We start from the raw sequence: 13,727 nt of genomic DNA on the forward strand, positions 1-13,727 counted from the left end.
AACCGGCCTCCGAAGCAGCTCTAGCTCAGGTTATAAATATCGGCCCATTCGGCCGGTAGCCAGATTTCCGTGCCCACGGGCAGCTCGCCCACGGCGTCGGAGTCGAGTAGCAGGACGTAATCGGCCGGGGCATCGGCATCGGGAGTGTCGGCGGGGCGCTGCAGCTCCTCCACGGTGGCGGGCACTTTCAGTGGGCCATGGGGCAGGCGCAGCTCTACTTCCAGGTTGGCATGCAGCGGAAAGCGGCGCAGCGCGGCGTCGTGGCGGCCAGCGCCAGCCAGCGTGCCCAGCCCGGGCAGGCGCAGGCTGGTCTCGACGGTTATCAGTAGCTGGTCGGGCATCAGGACTGCGGGGCCGCGGCGGCAGCCTGCGGGTTGTCGATGGTATAGAAGCGTTGCTCGGCGCCGTAGTAGTGCGCCATGTGCTGGTAGCGCAGCCCGCACTTCTCCAGCACGTGCTGCGAGGCCACGTTGGTGGGGGAGGTGATGCCCACGATCTGCCGCAGGCCGAGCTGCTGAAAGCCGTACTGCACCAGGGCGCGGCCCATTTCGGTGGCGTAGCCGTGGCCCCAGTACTCGGGCAGCAGGCGGTAGCCCAGCTCGATGTGCGCGGAGGTATCCAGCGGCTTGAGCAGGTGAATGCCGACCACGGCGCCCGTGGCCTTGTCCACCGTAAACCAGCGGCCCATGCCCGGCCACCGCTCGTAGTCGTGCGGCATGTTGTCGAGGTACTGCTGCACCACGGCGGCGCTGCGCGGCGGCCCGATGTGCTGCAGCACCTGCGGGTCGGTCTGGAAACGGAAGTACAGCTCGAAGTCGGCGGCGGTGATGGGGCGCAGGGCCAGGCGGGCAGTTTCGGGCAAGGCGAAGGGCATGGGCCAAAGCTACGGCCAAACCCGGCAGGCAGCGCCCCGTCGGGGCAAAAACCTGCGCCGGTAGCCTGCGTACCTGAAAGCTACCCGTTTCACGAGTCCTTATCAGCCCGACGCCTATGAACCCTACCCAACTCAGCCGCGAGCTGCGTACTGCCCAAACGCCCGACCTCAAGCGCCGCCGCTGGATCATTGGCCTTTCCCTGGTTGGGGCGGCACTGGGGCAGATTGTCACGCTCTACCAAACCGGCATCATCAAGCACCTGCCCGATCCGCCCGTGGGCCCCTTCGACTCGGACAAGGTAGACGCCTCCGACTATGGCTACAAGCGCCTCGACACGCCCGACGCGGCCGGCATGCTCATCACCTACGGCCTGACCACGGCCCTGGCCTCGGCCGGCGGCAAGGACCGGTCCCTGATGAAGCCCTGGCTGCCGCTGGCCATGGGCGCCAAAATCCTCAGCGACGTGGTGACGAACATGACCCTGGCCCGCGAGGAATGGAAGGAAAACAAGGCACTGTGCTTCTACTGCCAGATGGCCAACGTGGTGTCGGTGGCCTCGCTGGCGCTGGCCGTGCCGGAAGTGGTGCGCACCGTCAAAAACCTGCAGCAGGGTACTGGCCCCAACAGCGTGGCGCAAGTGTAGCGCCGGATTGCCGGAAACTCCGCAATATTGAAGCCCCGCGTGCCGGTCCGACCTACGGACCGCGGCGGGGCTTTCGTTATGTCGATAAAATATTTCGGGCCTTTGATCTGCGTGGCGCTGCTGGCCTGCGAATCGCGTCAGCCGAATGCTGCCAATACTGAAGCGCCGACCAGCAAACCTGCCCCGGCCGCCGTGCCAGCGCCGATACTGCCGGTGATGGCGGATACGACCAGCGAGTTTGTGCGCCTCGGCGAGCGGATTGATTCCGTGGGCGGGCTGCCGGCCGTGCACATCGGCGGACAGACGTACCGCATCCAAACCAGCGCCCGGCCCGACCGCACCCGCCGCCTGATCAAGCCCGAGCCCATCCACATGCGGCCCCTCGACTCGGCCGACTACGACCCCAAGTACGACCTGCAGCGCGACTCGATTTACGAGGCCAACGGTTACGGCTACGACGCCATTTACACCGTGCAGCTGCTGGCCCCCAACGGCCGGCCGAAGTTTACCACCACCCTGCGCAAGCCGGATTTTGCCGGGCCCATGGGCGGGCTGGAGCACGTAGCGCAGTCCATGGTGCTGGCGCCCGACTTTCTGGGCTACTTGCCCCAGTTCAACGCCCTGGCCTTCGACGTGACCATGATGCTCGACGAGACTGACGACGGCGGCGCGGCGATGCTGCTGCTCGACGCCGGTACCGGCAAGGTGCGCTACCTCACCGAGCATAACTACTACGGCGACGCCCTCAGCCCCGACGTGCTGACGCCAGACGGCCGCACCCTGCTGTTGGGGCAGGAAATCCTGCACGCCGACGGCCGCCACGTGCCGTTGGTGCGCAAAAACCTGGCGGTGGCGGGCACCGTGCTGCTGAACGACCGCACCGCCCTGGTAGTGTATGAGGGCGCTTACGACCCCGTGAAGGAGACGGAAATACCCGTGCGCGGCGCCAACGCCCACATTATCGACCTGCGCGGCCGGGAGCTGGGGAGCTTCCGCTTCCACGGCACTGCGGGCGCCATTGGCTACATGATCAACCACAGGTACCTGGCCCCGACGCGCACCCACTACCTCTACGACAACACCAACCAAACCCTGCACCTCATCCCGCGCAACGCCCCCTTGCAGCACCGCGAGTTGCCATTGCGGAAGCTGCCCAGGTTCCGGCCGCCACAGCGCCCCGGTGAAGTACGCTGCCACATCAGCCCCGAAGCAGGCGGCGAGCTGACGCTGTACGTCGACCGGACCACCGGCGCCGTACGCTACCGCTTGCAGCAGTACGGCGGGGATGAATAGGTGCCCGGCTGCCCCGTGGGGCTGATTCGTGACGAAACCTGCCGGGCGCAGGAGGCCGGGGCTGCGGCACTGCTACGCAGCGGCTTCAATAGAGCCCCTGAGCGAGCTGCCAGCTGATTCGTTACAGGACTTTCCGCGCCATCATTGCATCTTTGCGGCCCGAATTCGGCCTGGGGCGGGCCGGTGTGTTATGACGAAGCTGCATATCTGTGCCATTGGGTTGCTGTGGGCGCTGGTGCTGGCTGGCTGTGAGCCCAGCCGGCAGCGCCATGCCACCCCAGCCGATGACTCCCAGCGCCTGGCCGCTGCCAGTCCCGGCGCCGCGGCCGATACCGTAGCGCCCTTCGCGCAAGTGCCGCCACTGGCCGCCGTGCCCCGAGCCGTGCAGATTGATGGGCAGCTGTACCGCGCCGAAGCCACAGCCCGCGCCGATGCGCACCGCCAGCTGATTATGCGCGACTCGCTGGCTGGCCACCTCGCCAACGAAGCCGCGCTCAACACCCTGCGCACCGTCGGTGCCGGCTACGATGCCGTGTACACGCTGCGCCTGCGCCGCGCCGACGGCCGCGAGCAATTCCGGACGGTGCTGCGCAAACCCGACTTCTTTGCTGCGCTTGGTCAGGAGCTGGTGACCGAGAGCGTACCCGCCACGCCGGTGTTTTGTGGCTACCTGCCCCGTTTGCACGTGCTGGCCTACACCGTGTGGTTTCAGGCCTACGACACCGACTGGGCGGCCTCCGCGCTGCTGCTGCTCGACGCCGGCACCGGCCAGGTACGCTACCTCGGCCTGAACCAGCGCGCCGAAGACCAGCCGGCCGAAAACCGCCTGACGCCCGACGGCCGCACCTTGCTCACCCGCTACGCCGTGGTGGCGGCCGGGCGCAAGCCCGTGGCGCTGGCCTTGCCCGACCTACTGGTGGCCGGCACGCGCCTGATCAGCGCCCGCACCGCCCTCGTCGTCTACGACCATAGCGTGGACGAGCAGGGCCTGCCGCGGCCCATGCCCCGCGCCAATGCCCTGCTGCTCGACCTCGTCGACGGCCGCCTGCTCACGCGCTTTCACCTCGGTGCCAGCCGCACCGGCTACCAGGATGGCCGGGCCGTCAATTACCAGTACCTGGCCCCGACGCGCACGCATTACTTCTTCAGCCCCGACGACGAAACACTGGTGCTCATTCCGCGCGAGAAGCCCACCGCCCTGCGCCGCCTGCGGCTGGGTGCGCTGCCGAAGTTTCGCCTGCCCCAGCGCCCCGCCGAAGTCCGTTTTCGCTTGCCGGCGGGTGTGGGCCAGCATCTGGCCCTGTTTGCTGATACCGTGACCGGTACCCTGCGCTATCAGCTGCTCAAGCCGGTACAGTAAGCCAGGCAGGCGCCGGAAAATCAACGCTGACAAGCGACGCCGCCGCATTACGCAATTGGTATGCTATCCTACCGGTAGCAGTGCTGGTGCTCAGTGAAAACGTGATAAAAATCGGACGCGGAAACTTGTATGCTGGAACCGTGGGCCACAGCGCCGAAACGCTGACGAAAACCATGCAGGCCGTGGTCGTCATGCAGATTTTAGGACTGCCCTTACCTCCGTTGGCTCCTTTCGAGAAATCATTATTTGCTGAATGCTACGGCTGGGGCAATCGGGTAGACCGTGCCTTTTTTGTCCAAGTATAAAGCCAAGACTCAGCACCCAAACTCCACCACTTCCTCCTTCTCGAAGTAGTACACCAGCCCGCGCACATCGGTGTAGCCCAGGCGCTTGAACAGCTGTCCGTACTGGCGTAGCATCCCCTGGTGCCGGTCCTCGGGCGGGGGCACGCGGAAGTCGATGAGCGTCACGCGGCCCGGGCCCAGGCCCGCGGTGGGTTCGAACACCACCCGGTCGGGCTTGTAGTCCTCGCGGGGGGCCCCGCCGACGAGGATTTCCCGCTCGGTTTCGGCAATGACGTCGGGTCGGAAGTAAGGGGCCAGCTGCGCATTGGTCACCACCTGTCGCAGCCGCTGCAGCAGCTCGGGCTGCTCGCGGCGGCTCACCAGGCCCTCGGCCGTGAGCTGGCCAGCCACGCGGTCTACATCGGCGGCCGTGATGACGCGGCGCAGGGCGAAGTGCAGCTTGCGGTTCCAGTCGCGCTGCTGCTGCTGCTCCGAGAAGTCGAACACCGTGCTGGCGTGCCGCCGCAGCCGCAGGCGCTGCTCCCAGTCGGCGGTGGCCAAGTTGCGCAGGGGCAGCAGCCGGTCTGTCACCTCCTCATTCTGCCTTCTTGCTTCCTCGTTTTCAATTGGGGCCGGGGCACCTTCGCTGAGCACGTAAGTCAGTTGCTCCTCGTTCCACTGACCCAGATCCACGAGGTAGCGGTGCAGCAGCTGGGCCACGTTGCTGGCCGGGGCGGAGGTATCTTCCTTGGCGGCGCGGGCCGCGTCGGGGCGGCGGGTGAGGATGTAGAGGCGGTGGCGCGGGCGGGTGAAGGCCACGTAAAGCAGGTTCAGCGCCTCCACGAAGGTTTTTTCGCGCTCCTCGGCGTACTGCTCGGCCAGCACCGTCTGCTGCAGCTCCTTGCGCTGCTTCACCACGGCCACCGGCGGCATGTCGGCTACGGGCTTGTCCTCTTCGCCGAGGCGGCCCCAGAGGTAGGAGCCCCCGAAAGCCGAGGTCGGCTCCAGGCTCCAGTCAGCCCAGGGCACGATGACCACGCCGTAGGCCAACCCCTTGGCTTTGTGAACGGTAGTAATGGTCACGGCCCCGCCGCGGCCCGCCGGCGCGTTGATGCTCAGGTTGCTCTTGCGCTGGTCCCAGTAGGCGAGGAAGTTGCCGAGGTTGTTGCCGAAGCGCAGGGAGTATTCCAGCGTCAGGTCGAGGAAGCGGAAGAGGTACTCGCTTTCCTCGCGGCGGTGCAGCAGCCCAAACAGGCCCATGAGCTTCTCGCTCAGCTCGTACAAGTCGAGGTTGCCGGTTTGTCGTTCCTGCACGTCGTAGCCCAAGCGGCGCAGCTCGTCGAAGAAGGGCAGGCTGCGTCCTTCCTTGGCAATTTCGCTGATGCGCCGGGCCCGCGTGGGCGTGGGCGGTACGCCGCGCACCACCTTGTCCACCAGCAGCAGGGCTTCCACCCGGGCCAGCATATCGGCGGGTTGGTGCAGCACCCGCAGAATGGCTACCAGCAGGTTCACCACCTCCGCGAATTCCAACGACAGCGAATCGGCCGAAATAATGTCGTAGCCGCGCTCCTTCAGAAACTTAGCCACCCGCCGCGACTGGTCGCGGCGACGGCAGAGCACGGCAATGTCTTCCAGATGGAAGCCGTCGGAAAGGGCCTGCTCCACCAGCGCCAGCGTGAGGTAGAGGGTGCTTTCGTCGTAGTCGAGCACTTCCGCGCCGGTATGGCCGGGCAGGGGCTCCTCCGAGTAGCGTCCCTCGGCCGGGCGGTACAGCCGGGCCGGCGCGTCACTTTGCGTCAGCAGGATTTCGACGTGGCTGGGCGGGCCGCCCAGCGCCGCCGTGGGCGCTTCCTGCCCGAAGTGCGCGTCGTAGATGCTGCGCACCAGCTCCATCTGCGGGTGGCCGAGGCTGACGTGGGCGAAGAAGTCGTTGTTGAACTGGATGATCTGCGGGCCGGAGCGGTAGTTGGTCTGCAGCGAAGCCGGCTCCAGGGCGCCTTCCAGACCGATGTAGCGGGCTTCCAGAATGTCGCGCGTTTCCTCGTCCTGGGCGCGGTTGACCAGCGGGGCGGTGTAGCCCTGGTATAGGCGCAGAATCTGCTCCATCTCGCCCCCGCGCCAGCGGTAAATGGCCTGCTTGGCGTCGCCCACGGCCAGCGAGAGGTTGCCGTTGGCCACGGCGTTTTCCACCAGCGGCAGCAGGTTGTTCCACTGCAGCTCCGAGGTGTCCTGAAACTCGTCGATGAGCAGATGCTGGTACCGCTCGCCTAGCCGCTCGTAGAGGAAAGGCACCGGCTCGCGCAGCACGATGCCCGCGAGGCGACGGTTGAACTCGCCGATAAGCACCACGTTGCGCTCCTGGCTGACTTGCTGCACCGCCTTGCTCAGCTCGCTCAGCAAGGACACGTGAAACAGCTGCGGCAGCAGCCCCTCGATGAGCAAATACTGGCTCAGGTACCGGTCGCGCAGCAGCTCCAGCTCGTTGAAGGCCTCTGTAAGCGCCGAAGCTACAGCTTCCAGCGCCGGCTTCAGCGAACCTTTCATGGCGTCGCCGCTGCCCCACTTGCCCGATTCGGCCGCCTTGCGCGCCGTGCTCGTGGGCGTGCCGGTGGGGTCATCCAGCCAGCGCAGGGGCTTGGTGAAGTGCGAGTGCACGCCCCGGCTGCCGCCCGCCAGCTGGTCGGGCGCGAGGCCGTGCTGGGCCAGCGCGGCCACCGCCCGGTCGCCCATGGCCTGGATTTCGGCCTGAATCTGCTCGCGCCGCTGCTTGAGCGTCTTGTGTAGCGTACGAAACTCCTTCAGCTCCATCTGCTGCAGCTGCGCCACCGCCTCGTGCACCGATTCGTTCAGCAGAAACTTGCCGAAGCGCATGATTTCGTCGGGCAGCTGGTTCCAGCTGCGGCCCTCTTCGGCCTTGCTCAGGGCATAGTCCTGCAGGGTGCGCGTGAGCAGCTCGTGCTCCTGCCCGCGGTTCACCTTGTCCAGCAGCAGGGCCACCGCCGCGTGCAGCACCGATTCGTCGTCCAGCTCCACCTCGAAGGCCGCAGGCAGGCCCAGCTCCCGCGTAAAGGCCTGCACCACCCGCTGCACGAAGGAATCAATGGTGCTGACGGCGAAATCGGCGTAGTGGTAGAGCACCATCTTAAACGTCTGCTGGGCGCGGCGGCGCAGCAGACCTTCCCGCTCCTCAGGCGTTTCCAGCACCCGCGGCAGCATGCCGTCCGCGGCCATTTCGGAGGCCAGTTCGCGCAGCAGCGCGTCAGCCTTCGGGTCGGTGCCGGGGTGGGCAAAGCCGCGCAAGGCCCCGATGATGCGCTCCTTCATTTCGGCCGCGGCGGCGTTGGTGAAGGTAATGGCCAGGATGCTCTTGTAATAATCGGCCTGCTCGGCGCCCAGGGCCAGGCGCAGGTATTCCTTGGTCAGCTGGTAGGTTTTGCCGGAGCCGGCGGAAGCGGAATAGATGCGGAAGGTGGAGGGCATGCGGGGAAGCTAAGCGGGAAATAAAGGTAGGCAGCAGGCGTTGCACTGGGGTACTACAAACCTGATTAGTTTGCCTGCTCTATGCTTAACTCACCTCGTATCCGCGGCTTGTTGATTGCAGGCTGTACCTGCTGGCTATTACTGGCCTGCGAACGGGCCGAACCGGTTGCCGGGCCTTTCGTCAAGACTACTTATAGCGAGCCGACTACGGAAATCGTCGACCACATTCTGCTCGACATGGTTGGGACCGATGTTTTCTACGAAGATTTCCAGGAATACCAGCAGCGAACGGGCAATAAAATGCCCTACGGTACTGATACCACCACTCAACAGCAATTTCTGTGGCGGTACCAGCGCGAGCGAAAGCTGCGGGCCGCTATTGATGTTACGTTGGTCGTTTGGCCGCGCCTCAGTGCCTCAAGCATCGCACCGGAGCGACGCAAGTGGGGACGGTACAACATTGCTGGCTGGCTGTCTGACGGCAGCAACAGATTCCGGATCAATGCGCCTCGGCCGCGGTTTGACTCCATTGACAACCAACTCTACCACGTTCTGCTGGACAGTATGCGAAATGTCCGGCTGCAGGTGACTGAAATGAAAAACACGGGACGCTATACATTAATAGCGCCCAAGGCTGGACCGTCGGGCAAAATATACCGGCCACCGTACGGATGGGTAAGTAGCGAAGGCGACTCAATGATTATCGGCCAATTTACCGTGTCCGAAGCCGTTTTCAATAGCAGCCACACCCGTGCCTGTTTTGTTCTGGAGCGTTTCTACGACTACGGTGGTGACGCTTCGTTCATTTTCGTGGAGCGCAAGAGGGGACGATGGACGATGACCAAAATATTGCCCTCTTGGATAAATTAACCCACCGGTCCCTGCATCCGCTCCACCACGCTTTGCTCGATGCGCTTCGGCCGCTGCGTCTGCGGGTCCAGCATTACCCACTTGGTTTCGGCCTCGCACAGCAGCGCCCCGTCGGCTACCCGTTCGATGCGGGTGAAGCGCTGGGAAGTAGCGCCTTTCATTTCGCCTACCCACGTCGTGAGCCGCAGCTCGTCGCCGAGCAGGGCCGACTTCAGGTAGCGGATGTGGTGCTCCAGCACCACCCACACGTACTGCTCCCGCTCGCCCACGGGGTAGGCCGTGAGCCAGTGCGCGCCGGCAATGTCCTGAATCCACTGCACGTACTGCACGTTGTTGACGTGGTGCAGCTCGTCGATGTGGCTTTCGACCACGGTGACGGGGCGCGAAAAGCGGAAGGCAGCAGAGGAGTCGGCGGTGCTCATAAAGGGAAGGGGTAAAGGAAGCTGATGCTACGCAAAAACCTTCGCGGCGGCCCAACAGTACACATTACCTCCAACCACTGCATCCACACAACCATGCCCTACGAACAGAACTTCGATTACCGCCCCCGTAATGACCGCCGCCCCGAAGACGAGCCCCGCAACCAGCGCGGCCACGGCCGGCAGCCGCAGAACGACCCCCACGACGACTACGACCAGCGCCGCCAACGCGACGACCGGCACGGCAGCCGCTACGACCACAACTACCAGGAGCGCGGCGACCGGCACAACGACTATGACCGCTCGCAGCCCCGCGGCGACTATGGCCGCGACCAGGGCTCCTTCAGCTACGGCCGCCACTCCGAGTACAACGAGCGGCCTCTGAACGATACCTCCTTCAGCACCTCGCGCGAGCGGCAAAACCCCAGCGCCTTCCAGGGCGGCCTCGGCCCGGGCAATGAGCGCTACGAAGGCGACTACCGCGGCGGCCGCGGCCACTACTCCGACGAAGACAACCGCTGGCGCCGCGGCCACGACGTGGACCGCCCCCAAAACCGCGGCCGGCAGCACGACCCATACGATGAACGCGGCCGCGGCTACGACCGGCCCTCCGGTTACGGGCAGCCCGGTGAGCAAGTCCGTCAGATCGACGACCAGTACGGCCACGACAGCTACGACGGCAGCAGCCAGAGCGGCCGCTACCGCGAAGACAACCGGCACCGCCAGGATAACTACCCCGGTCGCGACCGGGCCCGCGACGACCGCGACGGCCGCTACCACCACGGCGACGATGACCGCCGGGACAACCGCCGGCGCTAGGCCAGCGCATTAATCAGCGACCGGTGAAAAGGGCGCGGAGCATTGCTCTGCGCCCTTTTCCTACTTACAGAGAGCATTCTGCTGGACGGAGCTTCACCAGATGCACTTGGTTTGTCTTTGGGACGACTCACGGTGCTGGCTGAAGTGGCCTCGTGTGAATGCGGCTCTCCGCGGAGTCTTTAAGCCAAAGCCGTGATGCGGGTACCCGTAGCGGGTTCAGGAGTCAGCAAAGACACGGCACCAGCCGAAAATTTCGTTGGGCGTCGTGGGTAGGGGAGGCCGGCGCTAAGCAATTGGCATTTCGGGCGTAAACGGCCGCTACAGCGCCCAGAGCTGCATTCGGGCAATTTACTTTGCTCGCACTTTTTCTTTTACGGCAAAGAATAAAACCTATATTTACCAGCGTTTAAGATAAAAAGCTTCTGTTCCACTGTGGTGCATTCAGGTGTTTACCCAGGGTTCTGGTGCGGTTTGGCTTAAATATTTTTCTTCATCACCTCCTTACCATGCAGACAGGAACGGTAAAATTCTTCAATGAGACCAAGGGCTTTGGTTTCATCAAAAACGACGCGACTGGCCAGGACATCTTCGTCCACGTAACCGGTCTGATCGACGAAATCCGCGAAAATGACAAAGTGCAGTTCGAAGTGGCCGAAGGCCGCAAAGGACTGAATGCCGTACAAGTGCGCCGCGCCTAAGCGTCTGCTCTTACCACGGAATATCGTGAACAAGCCGCACGCTCCTTTGGGGCGTGCGGCTTTGTTTTGGGCTATTGGCAGGCCCGGCCGTAGGGCGCTATCGTGGGCTGTATATCGGCGTCGAGGCGCAGGACGGAACTTAATTCAGGTCAATTCCGTCCAGGGTAAGCAATGAACGGAAAAGCATAGCAGCGCTCCTGTCGGAGCATTGAAAGCGCGCGTTGGGCAATCGGCAAATTGCCGCGCATCTGGCTTTTCTGCTATATTTTCCGTATCTTTGCACCCGCAATTGCAAATCGGTCCGCGTCCCGGCCGTGGCGGCTACTGTTGTTTTGCCGCTTGCCTCAAGTAAAAAAGAGTTCGTCTGCTGTCGTCGTCCGTTGTCCTGTCGTGTTGCGTAGGGAAAGGAACGCGCTGGTTTCCGATTGCTGTTCCAATCACTCCCTACAAGACACATGGAGAAAGTAAAATTTGAAGAGCTGAACCTCTCGCAAGAGGTGCAGCGTGCCATCACGGATATGGGCTACGAGGAAGCCTCGCCCATCCAGACGGCCGCCATTCCCGTACTGCTCGAAGGCAAAGACGTTATCGGTCAGGCCCAGACGGGCACCGGCAAAACGGCTGCCTTCAGCATTCCCGCCATTGAGAAAGTCGACGCCGACTCCCGCGAGGTGCAGGTGCTCGTACTCTGCCCGACCCGCGAACTAGCGGTGCAGGTATCCGGCGAAATCCAAAAGCTCGGTAAGTACAAGCGCGGTCTGGCCACGGTGCCGATTTACGGCGGCTCGTCGTACGACCGGCAGTTTAAGGCCCTGGAGCGCGGCGTGCAGGTGGTCATCGGTACCCCCGGCCGCGTGATGGACCACCTGGAGCGCGGTACGCTCAAGCTGGACAACTGCAAGATGATCATCCTCGACGAGGCGGATGAGATGCTGGACATGGGCTTCCGCGACGACATCGAAACGGTGCTGTCGCAGATGCCGGAGGAACGCCAGACGGTGTTCTTCTCGGCCACGATGAGCAAGCCCATCATGGAGCTGACCAAGAAGTATCAGCGCGAGCCGCAGATCGTGAAGGTCAACCACCAGGAGATGACCGTCTCGAACATCGAGCAGATGTACTACGAGGTGCGTGGCCCGCAGAAGAAGGATGTGCTGTCGCGCGTAATCGACATGTACAGCCTGAAGTCGGTTATCGTGTTTGCCAACACCAAACGCATGGTCGACGACATCGTGGCCGACCTGCAAGCCAAGGGCTACTTCGCCGACGGCCTGCACGGCGACATGAGCCAACAGGCGCGTCAGAACACGCTCGATAAATTCCGCAAAGGCACGCTGGAAATCCTCGTTGCCACCGACGTAGCCGCCCGCGGCATCGACGTGGACAACGTGGAAGCCGTAGTCAACTACGACCTGCCCGCCGACGAGGAATACTATGTGCACCGCATCGGCCGCACGGGCCGCGCTGGTAAGTCGGGCAAGGCCTTCACCTTCGTGTCGGGCCGCGATATCTACAAGCTGCGTGACATCATGCGCTTCACCAAAGCGCAGATCAAGCAGGAGCGCATCCCGTCCTTCGAGGACGTATCGGAGGTGAAAACCACCGTGCTGCTCAGTCAGATCAAGGAAATCATCGAGAAGGGTAACCTGGACAAGTACATCGGCCGCGTGCAGCGCCTGATCGACCAGGAAGAGGAGGTAACGTCGCTGGACATTGCCGCTGCCCTGCTCAAGATGGTGATGAAGGAAACCAAGCAGGCCGAAAAGGCGCTGGAATCGGACCGCCAGAAGGGCACGCCGCGCGAGGGTTACACCCGCCTGTTCGTGACCATGGGCAAGAAGGACCGCCTGCACCCGCGCGACCTGGTCGACCTGATCGTGTCGTCCTCGAGCATCGCTCCGGGCCGCGTCGGCGACATCGAGCTGTACGACAAGTTTAGCTTCGTGGAAGTACCCACCGAGAACGTGGAGGAAGTGGTAGAGCAGTTGGGGCGCACCTCGCTGTACGGCCGTCCGGTATCGTTCAGCCTGGCTACGCAGCGCGAAGCCGGCCAAGCAGCTGCCGAAGGCGGCGACGAGCGTCGTCCGCGCCGCACCGGCGGCTTTGGCGGCCCGCGTGAAGGCGGCTACGGCCAGCGCCGCGAAGGCGGCTACGGCGGTGGCAACCGTGAGGGTGGTTACCAGCGCCGCGAAGGCGGTTTCGGTGGCGGTCAGCGCTCGGGCGGCTACGGCGGCGGCAACCGCGAAGGCGGCTACCGTGGTGGCAACAGCTACGGCGGTGGACAGCGTTCGGGTGGCTACGGCGGCCGTCGCGACAGCGAAGGTGGCTACAAGCCCCGCCGCGACCGGAACGAAGGTTTCGAAGACTAAAATCAGCAACTAGCTGACATGCAAAAGGCCCGCCTCAACTGAGGCGGGCCTTTTGGTTTAGCGGCGGTTTGTAACTGCTGACGGATTCGAATCGTCGGGGCCGCCGCTATAGACGTGTGGCTTATTTGGCCGAGTCGCGCAGGCCGCGGATGGTGTCGTGGGCTTCTTTGATGCCCTGGGCCTGCTTGTCGATGATGGCTTTGATTTCGTTCGGCAGACCCTGGGCCTGTGAAGCTTTTTCGTAAGCCTTCTTGGCGTAGTCTTCGCCCCGCTCGCACTCGTCGAGGATGGCTTTACGGTCGTTGCCGGTCACCAGGCCCTTCAGGTTGATCCAGGTGCGGTGGGCGCTGCCAATGATGGAATCCGTTTTGTCTTCGTTGGTGTCGGCCGGGTGCAAATTCAGGTTGTGCATGGCGTTTTCCAGCTCCGTGAGGTAGCCGTCGCGCTGCACCGCGTATTTCTTGAAGATATCTTTCAGGTCCTGGTCTTTGACGTCCGTCAGGGCTTCGGAATAGCCACGCTCGCCGTCTTTGAGGGTTTCTACGAGTTCGTTCAGGACCGTCTTAAGGGCAGTGTTTTCGCTGGCCATGGTGTTTGGAAGGTTGTGTGGAAAGAAT

The 13,727-nt window shown here is 63.6% G+C and carries 13 protein-coding genes; 8 read left to right on the top strand and 5 right to left on the bottom strand.

The features are described from left to right. Positions 1–20: 20 nt before the first annotated feature. Together B0919_RS08445 and B0919_RS08450 are read right to left on the bottom strand one after the other, a co-directional pair. A complete protein-coding gene (locus tag B0919_RS08445; RefSeq protein ID WP_078011802.1) occupies positions 21–341 on the bottom strand; it encodes a hypothetical protein in 321 nt (106 codons plus the stop codon). Further along, on the bottom strand, positions 341–874 hold the full coding sequence (locus B0919_RS08450; RefSeq protein ID WP_078011803.1) for a GNAT family N-acetyltransferase: 534 nt from the start codon (positions 872–874) through the stop codon (positions 341–343). The genes B0919_RS08445 and B0919_RS08450 overlap by 1 nt, the downstream gene beginning before the upstream one ends. 116 nt (positions 875–990) lie before the next feature. Here B0919_RS08450 and B0919_RS08455 point away from each other — a divergent pair, with 116 nt between their 5' ends. The 4 genes from B0919_RS08455 to B0919_RS25500 all read left to right on the top strand — a co-directional run bounded on the left by B0919_RS08455 (position 991) and on the right by B0919_RS25500 (position 4,476). Further along, positions 991–1,518 carry a vitamin K epoxide reductase family protein gene (locus B0919_RS08455; protein WP_078011804.1) on the top strand — a complete coding sequence of 176 codons (528 nt, stop codon included), beginning with the start codon at positions 991–993 and terminating at the stop codon, positions 1,516–1,518. Positions 1,519–1,596: 78 nt separating this feature from the next. Further along, on the top strand, positions 1,597–2,811 hold the full coding sequence (locus B0919_RS08460; RefSeq protein ID WP_139362000.1) for a hypothetical protein: 1,215 nt from the start codon (positions 1,597–1,599) through the stop codon (positions 2,809–2,811). A gap of 190 nt (positions 2,812–3,001) precedes the next feature. After that, on the top strand, positions 3,002–4,171 hold the full coding sequence (locus tag B0919_RS08465; protein ID WP_078011806.1) for a hypothetical protein: 1,170 nt from the start codon (positions 3,002–3,004) through the stop codon (positions 4,169–4,171). Positions 4,172–4,251: 80 nt separating this feature from the next. Next, positions 4,252–4,476, top strand: a complete 225-nt coding sequence (locus B0919_RS25500; RefSeq protein WP_139362001.1) for a hypothetical protein — start codon at positions 4,252–4,254, stop codon at positions 4,474–4,476. A 9-nt stretch (positions 4,477–4,485) separates the two neighbouring features. On the opposite strand, the gene B0919_RS08470 is transcribed toward B0919_RS25500, so the two are convergent. Further along, complete coding sequence (locus B0919_RS08470; RefSeq protein WP_078011807.1) at positions 4,486–7,935, bottom strand: UvrD-helicase domain-containing protein; 3,450 nt, start codon at positions 7,933–7,935, stop codon at positions 4,486–4,488. A gap of 81 nt (positions 7,936–8,016) precedes the next feature. On the opposite strand from B0919_RS08470, the gene B0919_RS08475 reads away from it, so the two are divergent. Further along, on the top strand, positions 8,017–8,805 hold the full coding sequence (locus tag B0919_RS08475) for a hypothetical protein (RefSeq protein ID WP_139362002.1): 789 nt from the start codon (positions 8,017–8,019) through the stop codon (positions 8,803–8,805). Here B0919_RS08475 and B0919_RS08480 read toward each other — a convergent pair. Beyond that, complete coding sequence (locus tag B0919_RS08480; protein WP_078011809.1) at positions 8,802–9,227, bottom strand: acyl-CoA thioesterase; 426 nt, start codon at positions 9,225–9,227, stop codon at positions 8,802–8,804. The genes B0919_RS08475 and B0919_RS08480 overlap by 4 nt on opposite strands. Before the next feature lie 93 nt (positions 9,228–9,320). Here B0919_RS08480 and B0919_RS08485 point away from each other — a divergent pair, with 93 nt between their 5' ends. The 3 genes from B0919_RS08485 (at position 9,321) to B0919_RS08495 (ending at position 13,110) form a co-directional block, all read left to right on the top strand. Beyond that, on the top strand, positions 9,321–10,043 hold the full coding sequence (locus B0919_RS08485; protein WP_078011810.1) for a hypothetical protein: 723 nt from the start codon (positions 9,321–9,323) through the stop codon (positions 10,041–10,043). Positions 10,044–10,549: 506 nt separating this feature from the next. Beyond that, a complete protein-coding gene (locus B0919_RS08490) occupies positions 10,550–10,741 on the top strand; it encodes a cold-shock protein (protein ID WP_059070568.1) in 192 nt (63 codons plus the stop codon). Positions 10,742–11,196: 455 nt separating this feature from the next. Next, entirely contained in the window at positions 11,197–13,110 is a 1,914-nt protein-coding gene (locus B0919_RS08495; protein ID WP_078011811.1) for a DEAD/DEAH box helicase, read from the top strand. A gap of 121 nt (positions 13,111–13,231) precedes the next feature. Here the strand turns inward: B0919_RS08495 and B0919_RS08500 are convergent, their stop codons facing one another. Continuing rightward, complete coding sequence (locus B0919_RS08500) at positions 13,232–13,699, bottom strand: PA2169 family four-helix-bundle protein (RefSeq protein ID WP_078011812.1); 468 nt, start codon at positions 13,697–13,699, stop codon at positions 13,232–13,234. Between the last annotated feature and the right edge of the window lie 28 nt (positions 13,700–13,727).

It is taken from the genome of Hymenobacter sp. CRA2 (assembly GCF_002007105.1).
Classification (GTDB): Bacteria; Bacteroidota; Bacteroidia; order Cytophagales; family Hymenobacteraceae; genus Solirubrum.

Bases quoted from the DNA above. Each gene is read 5' to 3' on its own strand.
- B0919_RS08445 (WP_078011802.1), bottom strand. From the start codon at position 341: ATGCCCGACCAGCTACTGATAACCGTCGAGACCAGCCTGCGCCTGCCC.
- B0919_RS08450 (WP_078011803.1), bottom strand. From the start codon at position 874: ATGCCCTTCGCCTTGCCCGAAACTGCCCGCCTGGCCCTGCGCCCCATC.
- B0919_RS08455 (WP_078011804.1), top strand. From the start codon at position 991: ATGAACCCTACCCAACTCAGCCGCGAGCTGCGTACTGCCCAAACGCCC.
- B0919_RS08460 (WP_139362000.1), top strand. From the start codon at position 1,597: ATGTCGATAAAATATTTCGGGCCTTTGATCTGCGTGGCGCTGCTGGCC.
- B0919_RS08465 (WP_078011806.1), top strand. From the start codon at position 3,002: ATGACGAAGCTGCATATCTGTGCCATTGGGTTGCTGTGGGCGCTGGTG.
- B0919_RS08470 (WP_078011807.1), bottom strand. From the start codon at position 7,935: ATGCCCTCCACCTTCCGCATCTATTCCGCTTCCGCCGGCTCCGGCAAA.
- B0919_RS08475 (WP_139362002.1), top strand. From the start codon at position 8,017: ATGCTTAACTCACCTCGTATCCGCGGCTTGTTGATTGCAGGCTGTACC.
- B0919_RS08480 (WP_078011809.1), bottom strand. From the start codon at position 9,227: ATGAGCACCGCCGACTCCTCTGCTGCCTTCCGCTTTTCGCGCCCCGTC.
- B0919_RS08485 (WP_078011810.1), top strand. From the start codon at position 9,321: ATGCCCTACGAACAGAACTTCGATTACCGCCCCCGTAATGACCGCCGC.
- B0919_RS08490 (WP_059070568.1), top strand. From the start codon at position 10,550: ATGCAGACAGGAACGGTAAAATTCTTCAATGAGACCAAGGGCTTTGGT.
- B0919_RS08495 (WP_078011811.1), top strand. From the start codon at position 11,197: ATGGAGAAAGTAAAATTTGAAGAGCTGAACCTCTCGCAAGAGGTGCAG.
- B0919_RS08500 (WP_078011812.1), bottom strand. From the start codon at position 13,699: ATGGCCAGCGAAAACACTGCCCTTAAGACGGTCCTGAACGAACTCGTA.